Below are 23,265 nucleotides of genomic sequence, written 5' to 3'. Positions count from 1 at the left end.
CGAACTGTCCATGAACGCTGGCGATAGTGGACCACGTGTCCATCGGATGCCGAAGTGTCGCTCGGCAGCATCCGCTCGCTCGATCAGAAAGTACGCTGTGCGCCCTCGTCCCATTCTGCTGTTCGACTTCGACGGCACCGTCGCCCTCGGCGATGGACCGGTCATCGCGTATGCCCGAGAGGTGTCCCGCGCGCTCGGCGAGCCCGAGGGCTTTTTGTCGGACGTGCTCGCGACGCTCGCGGCCCGCACCCAGGGGCTTGACGGCTACGACGCCGTGCGTATCGCCGCGGAGGGCGCCGGGGCGGATGCTGCGCTGCTCAGCGCCGCGTACCTCACCAGCCGCCGTCAGCTGGCGACGCCGCACGCCGCGATCGACGCGGTCGACGGGCTTGCCGACTTTCTGGCGGACGCCGATGCCGAGCGCATCCTCGTCACCAATGCCCCGTCGATCCGCCTGGAGGAGGCCCTCGTCTCGCTGGGCCTTCACGATCTGTTCGACCGGGTGATCTCGAACGCCGGAAAGCCCGCGGGGCTTGAAGAGGTGCTCGATTCCTTTCCCGCGGATGCTCCGGTGCTGAGCATCGGCGACATCTGGCGCAACGACCTGGAGCCGGCGCAGCGCCGGGGTCACGCGACCGCGCTGGTCGGCGGTTTCGTCGACGACGGCGCGCATCCGCTCTTCCGCGCCGAGACCCTGACCGCGCTGCTGCCGCAGCTGTCCGCATGGCTGCGCGATCCCCACGCTTTCTCTCCCGCAACACCCGCCTCCCACACACTCCTCGCAAAGGAACAGAATGCCTAAGCTCACCCGCCGCTCGACGATGGGCTTCGCCGCCCTCGGCACGCTCCTCACCGTCACCCTCGCCGGCTGTGCCGCACCCGCCGCACAGGAATCTGCCGCCACCGACGCACCCGTGACCGACCCCACATCGCTCGTCCTCGCCCTGGTGCCCTCACAGGATCAGGACGGCCTTGTCGAGACCGCTGCCCCTCTCACCGACTACCTCACCGAGGAACTCGGCATCGAGGTCACTGGTGTCGTCTCGAAGGACTACCAGGCCGCCGTCGAGGCGATGGGCGCAGGCCAGGCGCAGATCGGCTTCCTGCCCTCGCTGCAGCTCTGGCAGGCGAACGACATGTACGGTGCGAAGACCGTGCTGCAGACCGAGCGCAACGGCAACATCACCTACCCCGCGCAGTTCATGACGAACAACCCTGACAAGTACTGCGAAGACACGCCCGTCGAGCGCGACGGCATGCTGTTCTGCAACGGTGCCGACGCGATGAAGGGCCCGGCCGGACTCGACGCGATCGAGAAGGTCAAGGGTGCGAAGACCGCGGTGCTCGGCCCCGGATCGCCCGCGGGCTACATCTACCCGATCCTCGCCCTGCAGGAGGCCGGGCTCGACACCGACACCGACATCCAGCAGATCCCGGTGACCGCGAACGACGCCTCGGTGCTCGCCGTCTACAACGGCGACGCCGAGGTGGGCTTCAGCTTCTGGGACGCCCGCACGATCGTGAAGAAGGACACCCCCGACGTGGGGCAGAAGGTCGTCGTGTTCGCGATGACCGAGGAGATCCCGAACGACGGCGTCGCGCTGTCGGCCGACCTCTCGCCCGCGCTGCAGCAGCGCATCACCGATGCGCTCGAGGAGTTCTCGAACACGAAGGAGGGCTCGGAGATCCTGCAGAGCATCTACTCGATCACCAAGCTCGCCCCCGCGAACCCCGACTCGCTCGACGTCGTCGCACGCGCCGCACAGGCTCTGGGGCTGCAGTAGTGCCACACGCAGCAGACACCGTGGGCGCCTCCGCTTCGGCGGCGGCGCCCACGCCGTGGTCGATCACGCTCGACGACGTGACCGTGCGCTATCCGAACGGCACCGTGGGGCTCAAGAACGTCTCGCTCGAGATCCCGGCCGGGTCGATGGTCGCCGTCGTCGGGCTCTCGGGCTCGGGCAAATCCACCCTGATCCGCACGATCAACGGCCTGGTCCCTGTGACCTCCGGCACGCTCGACGTGGGTGAGCACCGTGTGAGCGGGGCATCGACCCGGCAACTGCGGCGTCTCCGCGGTGACGTCGGCATGGTGTTCCAGGGGTTCAACCTCGCTGGCCGCGCCAGCGTGCTGCAGAACGTGCTCGTCGGGCGTCTCGCCCACACATCGCTGTGGCGCACCCTGCTCGGCGCGTACAGCGAAAGCGATAGGCAGCTCGCGTATCGGGCGCTCGAGAGCGTGGGCATTCTGCCGAAGCTCTACGCGCGGGCATCTGAGCTCTCCGGCGGTCAGCAGCAGCGCGTCGCGATCGCTCGCGCCCTCACGCAGCAGCCGGCGATCGTGCTCGCCGACGAGCCCGTCGCGAGCCTCGATCCACCGACCGCGCACGGGGTCATGGCCGACCTGCGCCGGATCAACGAAGACCTCGGCATCACTGTCCTCGTCAACCTGCACCTGCTCGACCTCGCCCGCGAATACGGCGTGCGGATGATCGGCATGCGCGCGGGCGAGGTCGTCTACGACGGCCCCGCGGCGAGCGCGAGCGACGCCGACTTCGAGAGCATCTACGGGCGCTCGATCAGTCCGGAAGATCGGCTGCGCACGTGAGCACAATGGACCGGCTCGCGCTCCCGCCCCGCCCGAAGGGCGCATGGAAGGCCCCCGTGATCGTCCTCGTGATCGTGACGATCACGGTTGTGATGTGCCTGCCGGGCATCGGGATCGGCGTCGATCTGGGGGCGATCGCTCGCAACTGGCAGAACGGCGCCGACAAGATCGTGAAGCTGCTCGTGCCCGACTGGAGCTTCTTCCCGCGCACGATTCCGCCGCTCATCGAGACCCTGCAGATGGCCGTCATCGCCTCCGTGCTGGGCGCCGCCGTCGCGCTGCCCGTCAGCTTCTGGGCGGCGCGGAACACGAACCCGAACACCGCGGTGCGCATGGTCGTGCGCGGCGTCCTGAACGCGGTCCGTGCGGTTCCCGACCTGCTGTACGCGGCCATCCTGGTGGCGATGGTCGGCGTCGGAGCGCTGCCCGGCATCCTGGCGCTGCTGTTGTTCAACATCGGCATCGTCGTCAAGCTCGTCTCGGAAGCCATCGACACGAATGACACCGGCCCGCTCGAAGCGGGGCGCGCCGTGGGGGCGACGCAGACGCAGATCAACCGCACGCTCGCGTTGCCCGACGCGTGGCCTGCGTTCGCGAACCAGGCGCTCTACGCCTTCGAGCTCAACGTGCGGGCCTCGACCGTGCTCGGCCTTGTCGGGGCTGGCGGTCTGGGGCTCCTCATCGACGCCGTGCGCACCTTCTACCGCTACGACCAGCTCTCACTCATCATCCTGGAGATTCTCATCGTGGTGATCGTCATCGACATTGTCAGCGACGCGATCCGGCGGCGGCTCGTATGACCGCGCCAGCACTGCAACTCCCGCAGAAACCGCGGCGGCCATGGGCCCTCGTCGGATGGCTCGTCATCACCGCGGCCGCCGTGCTCGTGTTCTGGTCGGTCGACATCGCCTGGGAGCGGCTGGCCGATCTGCCTGCCGAGATCGTGCGCTACTTCGGTCTCATGTTCGCTGCACCCAACTGGGAGAAGCTGCCCGAGGCGCTGTGGCAGACGTGGCGCAGTGTCGAGATGGCCTGGGTGGGGACGATCCTCGGCATTCTGCTCGCGACGCCGCTGAGCCTGCTCGCCGCGCGCGGTTTCGGTCCCGCCTGGCTGCGCGCGCTGCTGCGCGGACTGTTCTCGCTCATCCGCGCCGTGCCCGAGATCATCATCGCGATCGTCATCCTCTCGGTCACCGGCCTCACCCCGTTCACGGGTGCGCTCGCACTCGCGATCAACGGCATCGGCACGCTCGGCAAATGGGGGTACGAGGCCGTCGAGGCGGTGCCGCCGGGCCCGATCGAAGCCGCACGGGCCACAGGGGGATCGACGGCGCAGGTGCTGCGCTGGGGTGTGTGGCCGCAGGCCGAGCCCGCGTTCTGGTCGTTCTGGCTGTATCGCTTCGAGATCAACGTGCGCTCGTCCGCGGTGCTGGGGCTCATCGGAGTGGGCGGAATCGGCGACATGCTCACCTCGTACACGCAGTACCGTGAGTGGTCGACGGTCGGTGTGCTGCTGATCGTCGTCGTCATCGTCACGATGCTGATCGATGGGGCATCCGGTGCCATTCGCCGACGCATCATGGAGGGATCCCGTGCCCGAGTTCTCCGTTAGCGCCCCGCCCCTCGCCCGCATCGCCACTGTGCGGAACGCCCTCCAGCCCGCCGAGCGCCGCGTCGCCGATCTGATCGCCGCGCACCCGGCGGACGTCGTCGAGTGGACGGCCCAGGAGGTGGCCGAACGTGCGGGCGTCGGCCGCGCCACGGTCGTGCGTGCCTGCCAGAGCTTCGGCTATCGCGGCTATCCCCAACTGCGGGTCGCGCTCGCCGCCGCGCTCGCGCGGGGGAGCGAGGCGCGCATCGACCACGGGCCGAGTGTGCTCGGACGCATGCGCGGCGAGATCGATCGTCTCGCCGCGTCGCTTCCTGCGCTCGCGAGCGTGCTCGACGCCGATGCGGTGGAGGATGCGGTGCGGATCGCCGCGCAGTCGCGGAGGCTCCTGATCCTGGCGAACGGGCTCTCGTCGCCGATCGCGAGCGATCTCGCCATGCGCCTCACGGCCGCGGGGCGCCCCGCGGAGTTCATCGCCGACGCCATCGCGCAGCAGATCGCCGCGCGTCACCTCACGGCGGACGACGCCTGCATCATCGTGAGCGGATCGGGGGCGAACGAGGCGAGCCTGCGCGTCGCGTCCGCGGCCGTGCGAGGAGGCGCCGAGCTCATCGCGATGACGTCGTTCGCGTCATCCGCTCTGACGGAGCTCGCGAGCAGGTCGCTCGTGATCGCGCCGACCGGGGTGAGCTTTCGCGACGAGCTCGAGCACACCTCGCGCGTCGCCTACCTCGTGTTCGCCGAGGTCTTCGCCGACGCCGTGGCGACCGAGCGCGGCGCGGATGCCCGCGAAGCGCGGGCGCACGCGCTTGAAGTCGTGTCGGACAACCTCGGGGAGAGCGCCGGTTAGGCGCTCGTCGCCGCGAACTCGCCCACCTTCGCGTTGAAGTCCTCGGGGTGCGTTGCGAATCCCATGTGCAGCGGGATCGTGTCGAACTGGGCCTGCGGCATGTGCGCTGCGACCCAGGCGCGCGCGTCTTCGGCCCAGTCCTCGCGGGCGAGGAACATCGTCGGCACGGCGGCGCTCGCGGAGGCGGCTTCCGCCGAGTAGTCGCTCGTCGCGCCATCCATGACGGAGGCGACGGCGATGTGCTCGGGGGTCTGCAGGCCGAGTTCGACGATGCGAGCGACGTCGTCGGCGTTCTCCGAACCGATCATGTAGCTCGCGTAGGCGGTCCAGAATCCGACGCGGTCGTCCAGGACCGCGCGCTGCAGCCCGACGATGCCGTCGTGCGTGAGCGGCGCCTCGCCCCACTCCGACGCATCCGCCGGGTCGGCCGGAACCTTCGGGGTCTCGTCCACGATGACGAGCTTCTCGATGCGATCCGTGCCATGGGAGCGGATGTAGCTGAGCGCGTCCAGAACGCCGAACGACCAGCCGAGCAGCACGAACCGGTCGAGCCCGAGCGCATCGACGAGAGCGGCGAGGTCGTTCCCGCGCTGCGCGAAGGTGTTGCCCGTCAGAGGCTTGGATGATCCGCCGTGTCCGCGCGGGTCGATCGCGATCACATCGAACCGGTCGGCGAGGCCGGTGAGCTGGTGCACGAAGAAGTCGGCGGAGCACGTCCAGCCGGGCAGCATCACCAGGGGAGTGCCCGATCCCGCGCGCAGCACGCGCAGCGAGACGTCATCGGCGACGGGGATCTCCGAGATCGTGACGGAGTCGGGGAGGGCAGGCAGCACGGGTGAAGTCGTCATGGCCCCATCATGGCCGAGTGCTCTCGGCCGAGGGAAGTGTCGGGACGCGGCGTGACTCAGTCGCTCAGCGTCGACAGCGCGACCCACAGTTCGGCGCGCGCCGGGAAGGTCGAAAGGTCGAGGTCGAGCAGGGCGGACGCCTGCGCCACGCGACTACGCACGGTGTGACGGTGCACCCCGAGAGCGGCGGCAGCCGCGTCGAGTTTCGCATCGTGCTCCAACCACACGCGCAGGGTGCGCTCGAGGTCGGTTCCGGACGCCTCGTCGTGTCGTCGCACCGGAGCAAGGCGCGACTCGGCGACCATACGCGCCTCGTCGGTAGCGAGTGCGCCGATCATGCTCGCGCTCGCCGCATCGCTGTACCGCGACACGGGACCTGTTCCGCGTGCGAGAGCGAGATGCGCCTGCTCGTGCAGTCGCGCGAAGGTCGAGTAGCTGTCGGCCTCGGACACGCCCCAGCGCACGGTGAACCGCTCCGCTGCCTCTGTGATGAGGTCCTCGTGCCTCGCCGAGACGCACAGCGTGAGTCCTTCGCGGCCTTCGGCGGCGAAGAACGGGATCGCGTCATTCGTGCGGCGTCGCTCGCACCATTCGATGATGGCCTCGGCGGGAGCATCCGCCTCCGCGACGGCGACCACGACCGGCGCCGGCGGCACGGCACCCAGCACGCGACGGGCGAGCGTCGGATCGTCGAGCAGGAGCGACTCGAGCACCTGGCGGTTGAGGCGTGCCGTGCGTCGGCCGAGCTGCTCGCTCTGCTCGCGGGCGAGTCCGGCCATGGCGATGACCGAGGTCACGACGGTGCGCGCCTCGGGGTCGAGCGCGCCGGTGGCGAGGGCGATGACGCCCCGCAGGCTGCCGCCGCGGCCGAGCGTGAACAGCAGGAACGGCTGCGCTCCCACGGTGAAGGACTGTGTGGCCTGAGCGCCGCGGGTGATGAGGTCGCCGGCGTGAGCGGCGAGATCCTGCCGGGTCTCGGTGTCGAGCGCCGCGGAAGGATGCTGATGAGCGAGCGCCCCCGTCGCGTCGAAGAGCCCGACCCAGACGTTGAGCCTGCGGGCGAGTTCGCTGAGGGTGGACTCCAAGCCTCGCGGTCGGAGTGCGGCGATCGCGAGTGCGCGCTGGGTGTCGAGCGCCCAGGTGCGTCGTGCGTAGGCCTGTGCGGCGATCGCCTCGGCGTGCGCGCGGGCGATGGCGATGAACGGTGTGCGGTAGGGAACCTCGAAGAGCGGCATCCCCACCTCTGCGCACGCTGCGATGAGCTCGGCGGGGATGCCCGCGCGATGCACCTCGGTGCCGAAGCCGAGTCCGGCGACGCCACGTTCCATGAGCCGCCGGACGTAGGCGTGCGCGGCGACGGAGTCCTCATCGCGGAACTGGGTGCCGGTCGTGAGCAGCACCAGGTCCTCGGTGAGGAACGGCGTGGGGTCGGCGAGGTCGGAGCTGTGCACCCACCGCAGGGGGTGATCCAGAAGCGCGGTGTCGACGGGCGAGACGAGCTCAAGTGCGAGATCCGAGCGTCGCAGCAGCGTGCGTAGCGTGGGAGCGTCCGTCATTGCGCAGCATCCTTTGTACATTCCGGCGAAATTCTCACTGGAATTGTACGCTCCGGCGAGTGCATCCGTACGCGTGCCCTCGTACGCTCGCCAACATGACTCTCCTCGACGCCGCAACCGACGCAGCCCCCCTCGGCGGACCCTCGCTCCCGCAGGAGCGCCGACTGGTCACCGCCCTTCCCGGGCCGCGCTCAGCCGAGATCCTCGCGCGCAAGGCCAACGCGGTTCCGGCGGGCGTCGGGCACACGGTTCCCGTGGCCGCGGTCGCCGCGGGCGGCGGCGTCGTCGTCGATGTCGACGGCAACTCCCTGATCGACCTCGGCTCGGGCATTGCAGTCACGAGCGTCGGCAACGCGCACCCGAAGGTCGTCGCGGCTGTCGCCGCGCAGGCGGCGCAGTTCACGCACACCTGTTTCATGATCTCGCCCTACGAGTCGTACATCGAGGTCGCCGAGGCGCTCAACCGCGTCACGCCCGGTTCCTTCGCGAAGAAGACCGCCCTGTTCAACTCGGGAGCCGAGGCCGTCGAGAACGCGATCAAGATCGCCCGCAAGCACACGGGTCGTCAGGCCGTCGTCGCCTTCGACCACGGATACCACGGTCGCACGAACCTCACGATGGCGCTCACCGCGAAGTCGATGCCCTACAAGAGCGGCTTCGGGCCCTTCGCCCCCGAGGTCTACCGTGCGCCGATGTCGTACCCCTTCCGCGACGGACTGAGCGGCGCGGATGCCGCCGCCCGCGCCATCCTGCAGCTGGAGAAGCAGATCGGCGCCGACAACCTCGCGGCGATCATCATCGAGCCCATCCAGGGCGAGGGCGGATTCATCGTCCCCGCGGACGGTTTCCTCAACGCGATCGTCGATTGGTGTCGTGCGAACGGCGTCGTCTTCATTGCCGACGAGGTGCAGACCGGCTTCGCCCGCACAGGAGCCATGTTCGCGAGTGAGATCTTCGGCATCGAACCCGACCTCATCACGACCGCCAAGGGCATCGCGGCAGGGCTTCCGCTCGCCGCCGTCACCGGCCGCGCTGAGATCATGGACGCGTCGCACGCAGGCGGTCTCGGCGGCACCTATGGAGGCAACCCCGTCGCCTGCGCTGCGGCTCTCGCGGCGATCGACGCCTTCGAGAACGAGGGCCTGATCGAGCGCGCGCAGCAGATCGGCGAGAGCCTGAAGGCGCGTCTCACCGCGATCCAGGCCTCGGACGCGCGCATCGGCGACATCCGCGGCCACGGTGCGATGATCGCCGCTGAGTTCGTGGACCCGGAGACGAATGCTCCGGATGCGGCGCTCACCGCGACCGTCGCGAAGGCGTGCATCGCGGAGGGCGTGATCGTGCTCACCTGCGGCACCTACGGCAACGTCATCCGGTTCCTGCCGCCGTTGTCGATCGGCGACGAGTTGCTGAACGAGGGCCTCGACGTCGTCGCCGCAGCCCTGGCGGCCTCCTGAGACGTCCGGTCGCGCCTCGTGTCGGGGGATGTCGAGGCGCGACCGGTACTTCACCGAACACCCCTCATGGTTCATGAACAAAGGAGTTGTGTGAATGGTTGAGATCACCCGCGACGTAGTGATCGTCGGCGCAGGAGCTGCCGGACTCACCGCCGCCAACGAATTGCGAAAAGCCGGACTCTCGGTGGCGGTGCTCGAAGCCCGCGACCGTGTCGGCGGACGCCTGTGGACCGACGTCATCGACGGCGCGATGCTGGAGATCGGCGGCCAGTGGGTGTCGCCCGACCAGGACGCGCTCATCGAGACCGTCGCCGAGCTGGGTCTGGAGACCTTCAGCCGCTACCGCGAGGGCGACAGCGTGTACGTCGGACCCGATGGCGCGGTGCACCGCTTCACCGGCGAGATGTTCCCGGTCGCACCCGAAACGGAGCGCGTGATCGCCGAGGTCACGTCGCTGCTCGATCAGATGGTGTCCGAGATCGATCCGGACCGCCCCTGGGAGCACCCGAAGGCCGCAGAGTGGGACGCCATCACCTGGGATGCCTGGCTCCGGGAGCAGACCGACGATGACGAGGCCGTGCGCAACCTGGCGTTCGCGACGGGCTCGGCCATGCTCACGAAGCCCACACACGCGTTCTCTCTGCTGCAGTCGCTCCTTATGGCCGCATCCGCCGGGTCGTACTCGAACCTCGTCGATGCGGACTTCATTCTCGACAAGCGCGTCGTCGGCGGTCTGCAGCAGGTTCCGCTGCTGCTTGCCGAGCGCCTGGGCGACGATGTGCACCTGAATCAGCCCGTGCGAACGCTCGAATGGGGCGACGCGGGCGTCACGGTGACGACCGACGATCTGACCGTCCGCGCCCGCTTCGCGATCCTCGCGCACGCTCCTGTGCTCTACAACCGGATCAGCTTCGTGCCCGCGCTGCCGCGTCGTCAGCACCAGCTTCACCAGCACCTGTCGATGGGGTTCGTCATCAAGGTGCACGCGGTCTACGAGACCCCGTTCTGGCGGGACAAGGGTCTGTCGGGAACTGCCTTCAGCCCCTACGAGCTGTCGCACGAGGCGTACGACAACAGCAACCACGGCGACGAGCGCGGCACACTGGTCGGCTTCGTCTCCGACGCCAACGCCGACGGCGTCTTCGAGCTCAGCGCAGAGGAGCGCAAGGAGCGCATCCTGGAGTCCCTCTCGCACTACTACGGCGAAGAGGCGAAGAGCCCGGTCGTCTACTACGAGAGCGACTGGGGGAGCGAGGAGTGGACCCGCGGCGCCTATGCTGCGAGCTTCGACATGGGCGGCCTCCACCGCTACGGTCCGGACCTTCGTGAGGCCGTCGGCCCGATCCACTTCGCCTGCAGCGACATGGCGGGCGCCGGCTACCAGCACGTCGACGGTGCGATCCGGATGGGGCGCCTCGCCGCATCCTCGATCGTCGAAGCGAGCCGGGCATGAGCGGCGCGATCGTCGTCGGCTACACGGCGACGGAGTCGGGAGCGGATGCTCTCGCGCTCGGCGCGCGACTGGCCCGCGGGCTCGGGATGCGTCTGCACCTCGTGATCGTGCTGCCCTCCGAGGGCACACGCAGTGCGGCAGTGCCGCCGGAGCGCGCCTACGAGGCCCACATCCGCGCGCAGGCGCAGGAGTGGCTACGCGATGCGCTCGCGCAGGTTCCGCAGGACATCACACGCAGCGGGCACGTGCGTTTCGAGGAGTCCTTCGCCGCGGGCCTCATCGCCGCGGGCGAGGAGTTCGGGGCACGCCTCATCGTCGTCGGCGCCGCGAACGGCTCGACCTTCGGCCGTCACCGCCTCGGCTCCGTGGCATCCGAGCTCCTGCACTCCTCGACCATCCCGGTGGCGCTCGCGCCCGCCGGGTCCGCAACCCGCACGCGAATCGACACCCCGATCACGCGCGTGACAGCAGCCATCGGCACCCGACCCGGTGCCGACGTGCTCCTGGAAGAAGCAGTGAGCCTCGCCAGCGCAAGCGGAGGCTCACTGCGACTCATCTCGCTCGTGCCATTCGACGTCCCACCCGGACTCGACACCGGCGCGATCACGCTGGTGCGCAATGTGCACGGCGACGATGTCCTGGCCCAGGCGAGGGCATCTCTTCCCGAGGGCGTCTCGGCGGATGTCGAACGCGCCGCCGGTGACAGCGTCGAGGACGCCGTCGCTCACCTTCCCTGGCAGGACGGCGAGATCGTTCTCGTCGGATCCAGCCGTCTCGCACAGCCACGTCGGCTGTTCCTGGGCTCGACCGCGGCGAAGATGCTGCACGAGCTCCCCGTTCCCATGATCGTCGTGCCGCGCACCCGCGCCACCGACATCTCCACTGGAGGAGACCAGGCATGAGCAGCACACCTCGGGCAACGGCGCCCGACTCCGGCGGGGCGAACACACCCGACGCACCCGTCACCGGCGGCATCTCGCGCAAGGGACTGAGCGCCGGCACCGTCGGACTCCTCGGAGCCGTCGTCATCGGCATCTCCTGCATCGCACCGGCGTACACGTTCACGGCGGCCGTCGGCCCCGTGGCATCCGTCGTCGGATCGCAGATCCCCGCGATCATCCTCGTCGGCTTCCTGCCGATGCTGCTGGTCGCCTTCGGCTACCGCGAACTCAACAATCGGATGCCGGACTCCGGCACGTCCTTCACCTGGGCGACCCGCGCCTTCGGCCCCTGGATCGGCTGGATGGCCGGATGGGGCCTCGTCGTCGCGACGATCCTCGTGCTGTCCAACCTTGCCGGCGTCGCCGTCGACTTCCTGTTCCTGTTGATCTCGCAGGTGACCGGCAACACGGAGATCGCCGACCTCGCGGCCAACACGGGCATCAACATCGTCGTGTGTCTGCTGTTCATGCTCGCAGCGACGTGGATCTCGTACCGCGATATGAAGACGACGCAGAAGCTGCAGTACTGGCTGGTCGGCTTCCAGGTGCTCGCGCTGATCGGCTTTTCGATCGCTGCGATCACACAGGCGGTCTCGGGTGGTGGCTTCGATCCGCAGCCGTTCGACCTCAACTGGTTCAACCCCTTCGCCGTGCCGACGTTCAGCGCCTTTGCGGCAGGGCTCTCGCTGTCGATCTTCATCTTCTGGGGGTGGGACGTCACCCTCACGATGAACGAGGAGACGAAGGATCCCGAGCGCACGCCCGGCCGCGCCGCGACCGTCACGGTGCTCACGATCGTCTCGCTGTACCTGCTGCTCGCGATCGCGATGATCATGTTCGCAGGCACGGGGACCGGAGAGCTGGGTCTCGGCAATGAGGACATCCAGGAGAACGTGTTCTTCCACCTCTCCGGCCCGATCCTCGGCCCGCTCGCGTTCCTCGTGTCGCTCGCAGTGCTCACGAGCTCGGCGTCGTCGCTGCAGTCGACGTTCGTGGGACCGGCGCGCACGCTCCTCGCGATGGGGCACTATGGCGCACTCCCGCCGGCCTACGGCAAGGTCAATCCGCGCTTCTTCACGCCGGGCTACGCGACGATCGTGTCGGCCATCGTGGCATCCGCCTTCTACGCCGTGATGCGCGTGGTCAGCGAGAACACGCTGTGGGACACGATCCTCACGCTCGGCATGATGATCTGCTTCTACTACGGCATCACGGCGTTCGCCTGCGTCTGGTACTTCCGCAAGCAGTGGTTCGACTCGGCCCGCAATGTCTTCTTCACGTTCCTGTTCCCGCTCGTCGGCGGCATCATCCTGGCGATCCTCTTCGTCACGACGCTGATCGACTCGATGGACCCGGCCTACGGAAGCGGCGCGCAGATCGGGGGCCTGGGCATCGTGTTCATCCTCGGCATGGTGATCATCGTCCTCGGCATCATCGTGATGATCTGGCAGGCGATCCGTCGCCCCGCGTTCTTCCGCGGCCAGACCCTCGGAACCGATGCCCCCGCACGCGGAGCCTGAGCCGAAAGTTTCCTCCCTTCGCAACACCCCACAGAAAGAGCACCATGAGCACGCAGATCGCAGCACACGAGCAGGCACTCCTCGACGCAGTCCCGACGGGTCTGTTCATCAACGGAGAGTGGATCGCCGCGGAAGAAGGACGCACGTTCGATGTGCGCGACCCGGCGACGGGTGATGTGATCTCCTCGATCGCGGATGCCACCCCGGCGGACGGCATGCGTGCGCTCGACGCCGCGGTCGCCGCTCAGGATGCCTGGGCGGCCACGGCGCCGCGCACGCGCAGCGACATCCTGCGCCGCGCGTTCGACCTCGTGCAGGAGCACAAGGAGGACCTCGCACTGCTCATGACTCTCGAGATGGGCAAGCCCATCGCCGAGGCGCGTGGCGAGGTCGTCTACGGCGGCGAGTTCCTGCGCTGGTTCAGCGAGGAGGCCGTGCGCATCGCCGGGCGTTACGGCCTGAACCCCGAGGGCACGGGGCACATGGTCGTCTCGCAGCGTCCCGTCGGACCGTCGTTCTTCGTGACGCCGTGGAACTTCCCGTTCGCGATGGCGACCCGCAAGATCGCTCCGGCTCTTGCGGCCGGATGCACCGTCGTGATCAAGCCCCCGGCACTCACGCCGCTGACCACGATGTTCTTCGCGTCGCTGCTTGAGAAGGCGGGCCTGCCCGCCGGTGTGGTCAACGTCGTGCAGACCTCGCGCTCGTCCGCGCTGTCGGCGCCGATCATCGCCGACCCGCGCCTGCGCAAGCTGTCGTTCACGGGCTCGACCGAGGTGGGCCGCAAGCTCATCGCGCAGGCCGCTGAGGGTGTGCTGCGTGTGTCGATGGAGCTCGGCGGCAACGCACCGTTCGTCGTCTTCGAAGACGCCGACCTCGACAAGGCGGTCGAAGGCGCGCTCGCAGCCAAGTTCCGCAACATCGGTCAGGCGTGCACGGCGGCGAACCGCTTCATCGTGCACCAGGACGTCGCCGAGGAGTTCGCGCGCCGCGTCGCGGAGCGCGTGCAGGCGATGAAGATCGGTCGCGGCACCGAGGAGGGCGTCTCGATCGGCCCGCTCATCGACGATGACGCGGTCGCCAAGGCGGGCGAGCTCGTCGAGGAGGCCGTCGGACGTGGTGCACGCCTGCTCGCGGGCGGCAAGGCTCTCGACGGGGCGGGGTCGTTCTACGAGCCCACCGTCCTGACCGACGTCGTCGCCGGCAGCGCGATTCTGCGCGAGGAGATCTTCGGCCCGGTGCTGGCGATCGCCACCTTCGCCGACGAGGCCGAGGCCGTCCGTCTCGCCAACGACACCGAGTACGGACTCGTCTCCTACGTCTTCACCGAGGACCTCGCCCGTGGTCACCGCATGATCGACGCGCTGGAGACCGGCATGATGGGGCTGAACGTGGGCGTCGTCTCGAACGCCGCCGCGCCCTTCGGCGGTGTCAAGCAGTCGGGGGTCGGTCGCGAGGGCGGCTTCGAAGGCATCCACGAGTACCTGTCGACCAAGTACACGCTGATTCCCGCCAGCTGACATCAGCCGGCTCGGGGTGGGGATGCCGCATCCCCACCCCGCACAGACCAATCGAAAACGAGAGGACCAGACATGAGCGACTACGCCGTCATCAATCCGGCCACAGGCAAGACCGAGGCCACCTACGCCACAGCGACCGACGCCGAGATCGAGACCGCGGTGGCCGCGGCGGATGCTGCGCACCGCGGATGGTCGCGGTCCTCCACGGTCGCGGAGCGCGCCGCGCTCGTGCGGCGGATGGCCGAGCTGCACCGCGAACGCCGTGAGGAGCTCGCGGATGTCTTCGTGCGCGAGATGGGCAAGCCGCGTGAGGCGGCCCTCGGCGAGGTCGACTTCGCAGCGGACATCGCGGAGTACTACGCCGACCAGGCCGAGGCGATCATGAAGGATCAGCCGCTCGACATCCTCGGCGATGGCACGGCGATCATCCGCCGCTCGTCGCTCGGCCCGCTCATCGGCATCATGCCGTGGAACTTCCCGGCGTACCAGATCGTCCGATTCGCGGCGCCGAACCTCATCGTGGGCAACACGATCCTGCTGAAGCCCGCACCTCAGTGCCCAGAGTCGTCGTCGGCGATCGCGGCGATCTACCGCGACGCCGGCTTCCCGGAGGGCGCGTACCAGAACGTGCTCGCGACGAATGAGCAGATCGCCGCGATGATCGCTGACCCGCGCGTGCAGGGTGTCTCGCTCACCGGCTCGGAGCGTGCCGGAGCAGCCGTCGCCGAGGTCGCGGGCCGCAACCTGAAGAAGGTGGCGCTGGAACTCGGTGGCTCGGATCCCTTCATCGTGCTGTCGACGGATGATCTGGATGCCACAGTGCAGGCCGGCATCGATGCGCGCCTCGACAACAACGGTCAGGCCTGCAACGGCGCGAAGCGCTTCATCATCGTCGACGGTCTCTACGACGCATTCGTCGAGAAGTTCGTCGCCGGGATGGCGGCGGTGGCTCCGACCGATCCGATGCAGGAGGACACCGTGCTCGGCCCGGTCTCCTCCCTCGCGGCGGCGGAGAACCTCAAGAAGCAGATCGACACGGCGGTCGCGCAGGGCGCGACGCTTCTGACCGGCGGTGACCACGACGGCGCCTTCTTCGAGGCGACCGTGCTCGCGGACGTGACTCCGGAGATGGACGTCTACGGCCAGGAGCTCTTCGGCCCCGCAGCGGTCGTCTACCGTGTGGCCGACGAAGACGCCGCCGTCGCACTCGCGAACGACACGACCTTCGGTCTCGGCTCCTACGTCTTCACGACAGATGCGGCCCAGGCGGAGCGCGTGGCCGACAAGATCGAGGCCGGCATGGTCTACGTGAACCTCGTGCTCGCCGACAGCCCCGAGCTGCCCTTCGGTGGCATCAAGCGCAGCGGCACCTCGCGTGAGCTGGGCCACCTCGCCGCTGAGGAGTTCGTCAACAAGAAGCTCATCCGCGTCGGTTGAGCTTCCTCCTGAAGACCCCTGCGTCCCTCTCCGAGGGATGCAGGGGTCTCTTCGTCCGAGCTGCCGCCCCTGTCGCCCACCGTGCGAAAAGCGCAGAATGGGGGCATGAACGAGAACATCGACCCTGTGATCGTCCTTGACTCGGTGCAGAGCATGGCGCGGTTGCGCGCACAGGAGCTGGGCCGCATCGTCACGCATATCGGCGAGACGATCGACATCTTCCCCGTCAACTACGTCGTCGACGGTGACAGCATCCTGTTTCGCACGGCGCCGGGAAGCAAGCTGTTCGAGCTCACCGTCAACGCGGACGTGCTGTTCCAAGTCGACGACCACACGGAGGCCGATGCGTGGAGCGTCATCGTGCGCGGCCACGCCGAGGCGCTGGAGACCGACGCGGAAGTGGATCGCGCCGAGCGCGCTGGCCTTCGTCCGTGGATTCCCACGCTGAAGCGGGTGTTCGTGCGGATCACCCCGACGACGATCACGGGACGCGCCTTCCACCGAGGCTCTGAGCCGGAGCGCACAGGCGTCGCAGAGTACTGACGCGAGCGCGCTACCGTGGAGGCATGACGCAACGCCCGGTGGTGACCGAACGGGTCACCCGCACGCAGGCTGTGGTCGAGGGGATCCTCGACGCAATCATCGAGGGGCGTCTGGTGGCGGGCGAGCCGCTTCCGCCCGAAGGTGATCTGGCGGGGGAGTTCGGCGTTTCTCGGCTGACCCTGCGCGAAGCCGTGCGACTGCTGCAGGCACAGGGCGTGATCGCGCCCGTCCCCGGCAGCCGGCATCGCATCGCACCCGTCGACGAATGGACGGGCCTGGAAGCAGTCGTGCGCTATGCGCGCAGCGGGGGAGCGCGTCGTCGTTCGTCTCTTGAGCTGCTGGAGATGCGCGTCATGTTCGAGACGGGTGCCGCCGAGCTGGCCGCACCGCGGTGCGATGCCGACGATCTCGCGGCGCTCGAAGCCACGCTGGAGCGGATGCGCCGCGCGCACGAGTCCGGGGACGTTCCGGGGTTCGTGGACGCGGATCTGGAGTTCCACGACGTGATCATCGCTGCCGCTGACAACAGGATCCTCATCGCCTCGATGCGTCCGCTCACGACGATGCTGCAGGAGACCCGCAGCGAGACGAGTGCCGTGCTCGAGATCCGCGAGCATGCGTTGGCGGAGCATGAGGCGGTGCTCGCGGCGATGCGCTCCGGCTCGGGGGACGACGCCCGTGAGGCGATGGCGAGCCACATGCGTCAGACGCGGGATGATCTGCTGCACTTCGTGCTGGGCGGCTGAGCGCATCCTTTCTGCGAACGGGCTGGCGGCCCTAGGGTGGACGCGTGAACCCCCACGAGCTGCAGATGTCGAAGGCACTGATGCTGTTGGACCGTGGGATGGGCGACCGTGCCGAGAGTGTGCTGCGCGGGCTGCTCGACGGTGACGCCGAGATGGATGCGCCGACGCGCATGCGCGCGCTCGTGATCCTCGGCGATCTTCTGATCGAGAGTGACCGCATCGCTGAGGCGCGCCCCCTGCTGGAGCAGGCATTGCGCATCGATGTGGGCGACGACCTCGTCGACGCGGAGCGAGACCGCGCGCGCGAGCTCCTGGCCGGCCTGGACTGAGGGTGCAGACGCGCGTCGATTCGTCGCGCAGCGGGCGCCGCATCCGTTCTCGGGGAGCGGGTGTTCCGCCGTCGCTTGCCGTACTCGAACTCCTGGCGTACCATCGTTATCTGATATCGGATAACCCGAGAATCAAAGGAGCTTCTGTGCAGATCGACGCGCTTCTCGCGCCACTTCCGGCCCCCGTCACGATCGACGCCGAGCAGGTGCGGTCCGCTCTCGACCCGCGCGGCGTCCTCGTCGTCCTCGATGACGACCCCACGGGCACGCAGTCGGTCGCGGGACTTCCCGTTCTCACCCGCTGGGAGCGCGACGACCTCGATGGTGCCTTCGCAACCGGCGCTCCTGCGGTGTACGTGCTCACCAACACGCGCTCGCTCGATGAGCAGACGACGATCGCACGCAACCGCGAGGTCGTCGCGGTCGCACTGGCCGCGGCCGCGGATGCGGGGCGCCACGTGACCTTCGTCTCGCGCGGAGATTCGACGCTGCGTGGACACTTCCCGCTGGAGACCGACACGCTCGCCGCCGAGATCGTCACCCACGGCGGCACTGCGCCGGACTTCACGCTGCTCGTCCCCGCCTTCCCTGACGCCGGTCGCGTCACGGTCGACTCGGTGCACTATTGGGTGGTCGACGGCGAGGCGACGCCGGTGGGTAAGACACCCTTCGCGCAGGACGCGACCTTCGGTTTCCGCTCCTCGAACCTCCGCGAATGGGTGGCGGAGAAGACCGCAGGCCAGGTGCCTGCTGAGGACGTCGCTGCGCTCACGATCGACATCATCCGTGCAGGCGTAGACAGCGTCACCGCCTTCCTGCGCGCGCTCCCCGCGGGCACGGTCATCGCGGTCGACGTGGTCGAAGAGTCCGACATGCGGGTCGTCGCCCTCGCGCTGCACCGGATGCCGGACCGCACCGCGCTGCTGCGCGTCGGTCCGCCCTACGTGCGCGCCCACATCGGACAGGAGATCGCCCTGCCCGTGCGTGCAGAGGACATCGCCTTCGCGCACAGCGGGGGAGGGCTCGTCGTCGTCGGCAGTCACGTGCCCCTCACGACCATGCAGCTCGAAGAACTGCACCGCGCGCGTCCGGACACGCTCACGATCGAACTCGACGTGCGGCAGCTGATCGATGGCCGCCGCGAGGCTCACCTCGACGCGCAGGCGCAGGCGGCGGCATCCGCTCTCCGCACCGGAACCGTGATCGTGCACACGACGCGCGAGCTCATCACCGGCGCCGACGGCGACGCGAGCCTCGAGATCGCCCGGAAGGTCTCCAGCGGCGTCGTCGAGCTCGTACGCCGCGTGCTGGCGATCGCCCCGCCGCGCTTCGTCATCGCCAAGGGTGGCATCACCTCGAGCGACGTCGCCAGCGAGGCGCTGGAGATCCGCCGTGCCACCGTACTCGGCCCGATGCTGCCCGGCATCGTCTCGCTGTGGCAGCCCGAGACCGGGCCCGCCGTGGGCATCCCGTACATCGTCTTCGCAGGGAACGTCGGCGTCGCCGACTCGCTCGCCCGGGTCGTCGCGACCCTCGCCGACGCGAGCGACAGCGCTCGTCCCGCACTGGAAAGGAACTGACTGACATGACCACCACCGTTGCCGTCATCGGCCTTGGCGCCATGGGGCTTCCCATGGCGACCCGACTCGCCCAGCGCTTCACCGTGCGCGGCTTCGACATCGCTCCAGAGCGTCTGGCTCTCGCCGCGGAGCAGGGCGTCGCGGCTGCCGAGTCGGCCGCCGCCGCGGTGCAGGACGCGGATGCTGTGCTCGTCGCCGTGCGCACGGGCGCGCAGCTCGACGACCTGCTCTTCGGTGCGACCGGTCTTGCCGAACATCTCGCCGATGGTGCGGTCGTCATCCTGACCAGCACGGTCGGCACCGACGGCATCGCCGACATCGCCGCACGCCTCGCCGCGCACGGCGCTGAGCTCGTGGATGCTCCGCTCTCCGGGGGACCGGTGCGCGCGGGCGAGGGCGACCTCCTCATCGTCGTGGGCGCCACGCCCGCGGCGCTCACGATCGCACAGCCCGTGCTCGATCAGCTCGCGTCGACCCTCTCGATCGTCGGAGACAAGCCCGGTGACGGTCAGGCGCTGAAGACCGTCAACCAGCTGCTGTGCGGTGTGCACATCGCCGCCGCCGCCGAGGCGCTCGCACTCGCTGACGCTCTCGGACTCGACCGTGAGAAGACCCTTGAGGCGCTCACCGCCGGGGCTGCGAACTCGTTCATGCTCGGCAACCGCGGTCCGCGCACGCTGCAGGCCTACGACGAAGACGGCGCTGAGGTGCTGAGTCGCCTCGACATCTTCGTGAAGGACCTCGGCATCGTCGGCGACGCCGCACGTCGCGCGCACCTCTCGGTGCCGGTCGCCGCGGCCGCTGAGCAGCTCTTCCTCCTCGGGGAGGCGCAGGGCCTCGGCGGGCTCGACGACTCCGCCGTCATCCGCGTCATCGCTCCCGAGCGTCTGTCGTAACACCCACCACATCCACGTGGCACGTGTCAGACTCGTGCCCGAGCCCCTGAAAGAAGAGATCCACTGATGCTTCCTCTTCCCGCGCTGATCGCAATCGGAGTCGCAGGCCTGGCTCTGCTGCTCCTGCTGATCATCCGCTTCAAGATGCAGGCGTTCTACGCCCTCATCCTCGTCTCGATCGTGGTCGGCCTCGCCGCCGGCCTGCCGATGACGACGATCCCCGCCACCGACAGCTCTCCCGAGCAACTCGGAATCATCCAGGCGATCATCGCGGGAGTCGGAGGAACGCTCGGTTCCGTCGCCGTCCTCGTCGCGCTCGGTTCGATGCTCGGCAAGATCATCGAGCTCTCCGGCGGCGCAGAGTCTCTCGCCGGTCGCTTCACGTCGTGGCTGGGCCCGAAGCGGGTAGGAATCGCACTCGTCATCGCCGCGGGCATCCTGGCGATCCCGGTGTTCTTCGACGCCGGATTCATCATCCTCGTGCCTATCATCTTCGCCTTCGCGAAGGTCGCGGGCCTCAACCCGATCAAGTTCGGCCTCCCTGTCGCGGGCATCATGCTCGCCGTGCATGTCGCCGTCCCGCCGCACCCGGGTATCGTCGGCGGATCGACGATCCTCGGCGCCGACATCGGCTGGGTCACGATCTTCTCGCTGCTCGTCTCGATTCCCCTCGGCGCTCTGGCCTACTTCGCCGCGAAGGTGCTCAACCGCCGGGAGTACGCGATGATCGAGGCGACCAAGGAGATGTTCGACAGCTTCGGCACCGACACGCCCTCGGCCAACGTGGGCCTTCGCGACGGCGAGAAGGCTCCGAGCGCGTTCACCGTGCTGGGCCTGATCCTTCTGCCGCTGGCCCTGATCATGATGGGCACGGCGGTGGCGCCGATCTTCGAGAAGGGCACCTTCTGGAACAGCTTCCTGTCGATGGTCGGCCAGCCGATCTTCGCGCTCATGGTCGCGATCGCCGCAGCGATGTTCTTCCTCGGCGTCCGTCGCGGCTGGTCCGCAGCGAAGCTCGGTGAGGTCATGGAGTCGGCTCTCCCTGCGGCAGCCGTGATCATCCTCGTGACCGGTGCCGGTGGTGCCTTCGGTCGCATCCTGACCGAGACGGGCATCGGCGGCGCTGTCGCCGAACTGCTCGCGGGCAGCGGCATGCCGCTCATGCTGGCCGCGTTCCTCATCTCGCTCATCATGCGCGCAGCGCAGGGATCGGCGACGGTCGCGATCACCACGACCGCGGGCCTGATGCTGCCTGCCGTCGCGGTCCTCGGTCTCGACCCGATCCACGTCTCGCTCGTCGCTCTCGCGATCGGCTACGGCGGTCTCGGACTCAGCCATGTCAACGACTCCGGCTTCTGGGTCGTGACGCGCTACCTCGGCCTCTCGGTCAAGGACGGTCTGCGCACCTGGACGCCTCTGACGACCGTTCTCGGCGTGGCGGGCTTCCTGCTCACCTGGCTGATCTACGGACTCATCCCGGTCTCCTGAGCGTGCAGGGGAGGGGTGCCACCGAGGTGCCCCTCCTCTGGCATGCGCCGAGGTCGGCTGAGAGGGATGTGACGCGCCCGGGCGTGCGTGAGATTCCACAGCGGTTCGGCTGGATGGTGCAAATGCCGTATGCTGGGACAGCAGTTCCAAACTGCATACTTCCGCTATGCCCGAGGCTCACAGGCCGAAAGCACAGCAGAAGGATGCGGTACCGAGATCCCCGGATCTCTAGGGCGGTAGCTCAATTGGCAGAGCAGCGGTCTCCAAAACCGCAGGTTGCAGGTTCGATTCCTGTCCGCCCTGCGCGTCAGCGCACAGCTGGCACACGAAAGGTACATTCAGGATGGTTCAGGACGCATCGGGCGCTGTGGTCCCTGCCGCGAACGGCGGCGCAGGCCGCGAGAAGAAGCTGGGCTTCTTCGGCCGGATCGCGCTGTTCTTCCGCCAGGTGATCGCCGAACTGCGCAAGGTCGTCGCACCGACGCGCAAGGAACTGATCAAGTTCACCTCGGTCGTCCTGGTTTTCGTCCTGCTGATGATGGGCATCGTGTACGGGCTCGACCTCGTCTTCTCGTGGCTCACATCGCAAGTGTTCGGGGTTCCGGGGCGTCCGACCCCGTGAGTTTTGCGGCACGAAGCCGCTCCTGAAGGAAAGATAACCAAGTGTCTGAACGAATTTCTGACGACGCCGACTGGGCGACTGCCGCAGAACAGTCGAGCGAAGAAGACGAAGCTCAGGAGGGCAACGTCCTCTCTGAAGAGGTTCTCGCATCGCAGCCCGCAGAGCAGGCCGCTCTGCACATCGAAGGTGACGACGACTTCGATGGCGCAGACGAAGACATCGACATCGACGACCCGGAGGCTGACGCCATCGTGAACGACGCCCTCAACCTGGACGAAGCAGCCGAGACCGAGGCTGCCGCAGAGGTTCTCAACGACTCCGTGGCCGAAGAGGTCGCCGACCTCGAGGCGGCAGAGGCTGCCGAGGTCGCTCCGTACGACGGACCCGAGCTCGGTGACGACGCTGCCGAGACCGACGCCGACGCTGAGGAAGACCCCTACGAGGCGTTCCGTCTCGACCTGCGCATGCTCCCGGGCAAGTGGTACGTCATCCACTCCTACGCCGGGTTCGAGCGCAAGGTGAAGGCCAACATCGAGCAGCGCAAGTCGACGCTCGAGGTCGAGGACGACATCTACCAGATCGAAGTCCCGATGGAAGATGTCGTCGAGATCAAGAACGGCCAGCGCAAGATGGTCACGCGCGTGCGCATCCCGGGCTACGTGCTCGTGCGCATGGAGCTGACCGAAGACACCTGGTCGGTCGTCCGTCACACCCCGGGTGTGACCGGCTTCGTCGGCAACGCCCACAACCCGACGCCGCTGCGCTTCGAAGAGGCATTCAACATGCTGAAGTCGCTCGTCGAGGTGCGCGACGTCCCGACCGCGAAGGCTGTCGCGGCGAAGGGCGGTACGGCTGTGGCTCGCCCTGTCGCGGCCGAGGTCGACTTCGAGATCGGCGAGACCATCACGATCAAGGAAGGCTCGTTCGCTGGCCTTCCCGGTTCGATCAGCGAGATCAAGCCGGAGAGCGGCAAGCTCACGGTTCTCGTCTCCCTCTTCGAGCGTGAGACCCCGGTTGAACTGTCGTTCGACCAGGTCACGAAGATGATCTGACACACGTTTCACGAAACGGCCGCCCTCCGGGGCGGCCGTTTCGCATTCCCGGCATGTTCCGGTGCGGAATCGGGTACGGTCTGCGCGGCGACGTCGCATCAGGTAGACTTCTATGGTTTGTGTGCACGTTCTGCGTGTCTGCACGACAACCGCACTCCGGAAATGCCGGATCTGCGGGAGAACGGATGCGTCTGGCGCGAGCCGCCCGGC

At 68.2% G+C, this 23,265-nt stretch carries 22 protein-coding genes and 1 tRNA gene; 21 read left to right on the top strand and 2 right to left on the bottom strand.

Going from position 1 to position 23,265, the window contains the following annotated elements:
• Positions 1-97 precede the first annotated feature (97 nt).
• Genes AC1REM_RS15605 through AC1REM_RS15580 form a run of 6 tightly spaced genes read left to right on the top strand, consistent with a single transcriptional unit; the run spans position 98 to position 5,067 of the window.
• Positions 98-802, top strand: a complete 705-nt coding sequence (locus AC1REM_RS15605; RefSeq protein WP_492515436.1) for an HAD family hydrolase — start codon at positions 98-100, stop codon at positions 800-802.
• Positions 795-1,784, top strand: a complete 990-nt coding sequence (phnD, locus tag AC1REM_RS15600; protein WP_492515435.1) for a phosphate/phosphite/phosphonate ABC transporter substrate-binding protein — start codon at positions 795-797, stop codon at positions 1,782-1,784. The genes AC1REM_RS15605 and phnD overlap by 8 nt, the downstream gene beginning before the upstream one ends.
• Positions 1,784-2,608, top strand: coding sequence for a phosphonate ABC transporter ATP-binding protein (gene phnC, locus AC1REM_RS15595; RefSeq protein WP_492515434.1), 825 nt, complete (start codon positions 1,784-1,786; stop codon positions 2,606-2,608). The genes phnD and phnC overlap by 1 nt, the downstream gene beginning before the upstream one ends.
• A gap of 5 nt (positions 2,609-2,613) precedes the next feature.
• Positions 2,614-3,408, top strand: a complete 795-nt coding sequence (phnE, locus tag AC1REM_RS15590; protein ID WP_492515511.1) for a phosphonate ABC transporter, permease protein PhnE — start codon at positions 2,614-2,616, stop codon at positions 3,406-3,408.
• Positions 3,405-4,220, top strand: a complete 816-nt coding sequence (gene phnE, locus AC1REM_RS15585) for a phosphonate ABC transporter, permease protein PhnE (protein ID WP_492515433.1) — start codon at positions 3,405-3,407, stop codon at positions 4,218-4,220. Before phnE (AC1REM_RS15590) ends, phnE (AC1REM_RS15585) begins: the two co-directional genes overlap by 4 nt.
• Positions 4,201-5,067, top strand: a complete 867-nt coding sequence (locus AC1REM_RS15580) for a MurR/RpiR family transcriptional regulator (protein ID WP_492515432.1) — start codon at positions 4,201-4,203, stop codon at positions 5,065-5,067. The genes phnE (AC1REM_RS15585) and AC1REM_RS15580 overlap by 20 nt, the downstream gene beginning before the upstream one ends.
• Here AC1REM_RS15580 and AC1REM_RS15575 read toward each other — a convergent pair.
• Positions 5,064-5,915, bottom strand: a complete 852-nt coding sequence (locus AC1REM_RS15575; RefSeq protein WP_492515431.1) for an alpha/beta fold hydrolase — start codon at positions 5,913-5,915, stop codon at positions 5,064-5,066. The genes AC1REM_RS15580 and AC1REM_RS15575 overlap by 4 nt on opposite strands.
• A gap of 56 nt (positions 5,916-5,971) precedes the next feature.
• Positions 5,972-7,471: a PucR family transcriptional regulator gene (locus tag AC1REM_RS15570; RefSeq protein ID WP_492515430.1), complete on the bottom strand. Its 1,500-nt coding sequence runs from the start codon at positions 7,469-7,471 to the stop codon at positions 5,972-5,974.
• A 95-nt stretch (positions 7,472-7,566) separates the two neighbouring features.
• Here AC1REM_RS15570 and gabT point away from each other — a divergent pair, with 95 nt between their 5' ends.
• The 15 genes from gabT (at position 7,567) to nusG (ending at position 23,055) form a co-directional block, all read left to right on the top strand.
• The gene (gene gabT / locus AC1REM_RS15565) at positions 7,567-8,928 is read left to right on the top strand and encodes a 4-aminobutyrate--2-oxoglutarate transaminase (RefSeq protein WP_492515429.1); all 1,362 of its coding nucleotides are present in this window, start codon (positions 7,567-7,569) and stop codon (positions 8,926-8,928) included.
• A 94-nt stretch (positions 8,929-9,022) separates the two neighbouring features.
• Positions 9,023-10,381, top strand: coding sequence for a flavin monoamine oxidase family protein (locus tag AC1REM_RS15560; protein ID WP_492515428.1), 1,359 nt, complete (start codon positions 9,023-9,025; stop codon positions 10,379-10,381).
• The gene (locus tag AC1REM_RS15555) at positions 10,378-11,283 is read left to right on the top strand and encodes a universal stress protein (RefSeq protein WP_204937958.1); all 906 of its coding nucleotides are present in this window, start codon (positions 10,378-10,380) and stop codon (positions 11,281-11,283) included. Before AC1REM_RS15560 ends, AC1REM_RS15555 begins: the two co-directional genes overlap by 4 nt.
• Positions 11,280-12,842 (top strand): APC family permease, encoded by a 1,563-nt coding sequence (locus tag AC1REM_RS15550; protein WP_492515427.1) that lies wholly within the window; start codon positions 11,280-11,282, stop codon positions 12,840-12,842. Before AC1REM_RS15555 ends, AC1REM_RS15550 begins: the two co-directional genes overlap by 4 nt.
• 44 nt (positions 12,843-12,886) lie before the next feature.
• Positions 12,887-14,362, top strand: coding sequence for an NAD-dependent succinate-semialdehyde dehydrogenase (locus AC1REM_RS15545; protein WP_492515426.1), 1,476 nt, complete (start codon positions 12,887-12,889; stop codon positions 14,360-14,362).
• 72 nt (positions 14,363-14,434) lie between these two features.
• Positions 14,435-15,799 carry an NAD-dependent succinate-semialdehyde dehydrogenase gene (locus AC1REM_RS15540; protein WP_492515425.1) on the top strand — a complete coding sequence of 455 codons (1,365 nt, stop codon included), beginning with the start codon at positions 14,435-14,437 and terminating at the stop codon, positions 15,797-15,799.
• Positions 15,800-15,904: 105 nt separating this feature from the next.
• The gene (locus AC1REM_RS15535) at positions 15,905-16,342 is read left to right on the top strand and encodes a pyridoxamine 5'-phosphate oxidase family protein (RefSeq protein WP_492515424.1); all 438 of its coding nucleotides are present in this window, start codon (positions 15,905-15,907) and stop codon (positions 16,340-16,342) included.
• A 23-nt stretch (positions 16,343-16,365) separates the two neighbouring features.
• Positions 16,366-17,088 (top strand): FadR/GntR family transcriptional regulator, encoded by a 723-nt coding sequence (locus AC1REM_RS15530; RefSeq protein WP_492515423.1) that lies wholly within the window; start codon positions 16,366-16,368, stop codon positions 17,086-17,088.
• Positions 17,089-17,132: 44 nt separating this feature from the next.
• Positions 17,133-17,417 (top strand): hypothetical protein, encoded by a 285-nt coding sequence (locus AC1REM_RS15525; protein ID WP_492515422.1) that lies wholly within the window; start codon positions 17,133-17,135, stop codon positions 17,415-17,417.
• Between the two features lie 146 nt (positions 17,418-17,563).
• Positions 17,564-18,997 carry a four-carbon acid sugar kinase family protein gene (locus AC1REM_RS15520; protein WP_492515421.1) on the top strand — a complete coding sequence of 478 codons (1,434 nt, stop codon included), beginning with the start codon at positions 17,564-17,566 and terminating at the stop codon, positions 18,995-18,997.
• A gap of 5 nt (positions 18,998-19,002) precedes the next feature.
• The gene (locus tag AC1REM_RS15515) at positions 19,003-19,893 is read left to right on the top strand and encodes an NAD(P)-dependent oxidoreductase (RefSeq protein ID WP_378788139.1); all 891 of its coding nucleotides are present in this window, start codon (positions 19,003-19,005) and stop codon (positions 19,891-19,893) included.
• Positions 19,894-19,959: 66 nt separating this feature from the next.
• A complete protein-coding gene (locus tag AC1REM_RS15510) occupies positions 19,960-21,381 on the top strand; it encodes a GntP family transporter (protein WP_492515420.1) in 1,422 nt (473 codons plus the stop codon).
• A gap of 230 nt (positions 21,382-21,611) precedes the next feature.
• Positions 21,612-21,684 (top strand) — tRNA-Trp (locus tag AC1REM_RS15505).
• 40 nt (positions 21,685-21,724) lie between these two features.
• Positions 21,725-22,003, top strand: coding sequence for a preprotein translocase subunit SecE (gene secE, locus AC1REM_RS15500; protein ID WP_378788136.1), 279 nt, complete (start codon positions 21,725-21,727; stop codon positions 22,001-22,003).
• A 41-nt stretch (positions 22,004-22,044) separates the two neighbouring features.
• Complete coding sequence (gene nusG / locus AC1REM_RS15495) at positions 22,045-23,055, top strand: transcription termination/antitermination protein NusG (protein ID WP_492515419.1); 1,011 nt, start codon at positions 22,045-22,047, stop codon at positions 23,053-23,055.
• The last annotated feature ends 210 nt before the right edge of the window (positions 23,056-23,265 follow it).

The organism is Microbacterium sp. GW823-FHT02G05 (assembly GCF_058797175.1).
This window is presented reverse-complemented; position numbering and strand designations above follow the sequence as displayed.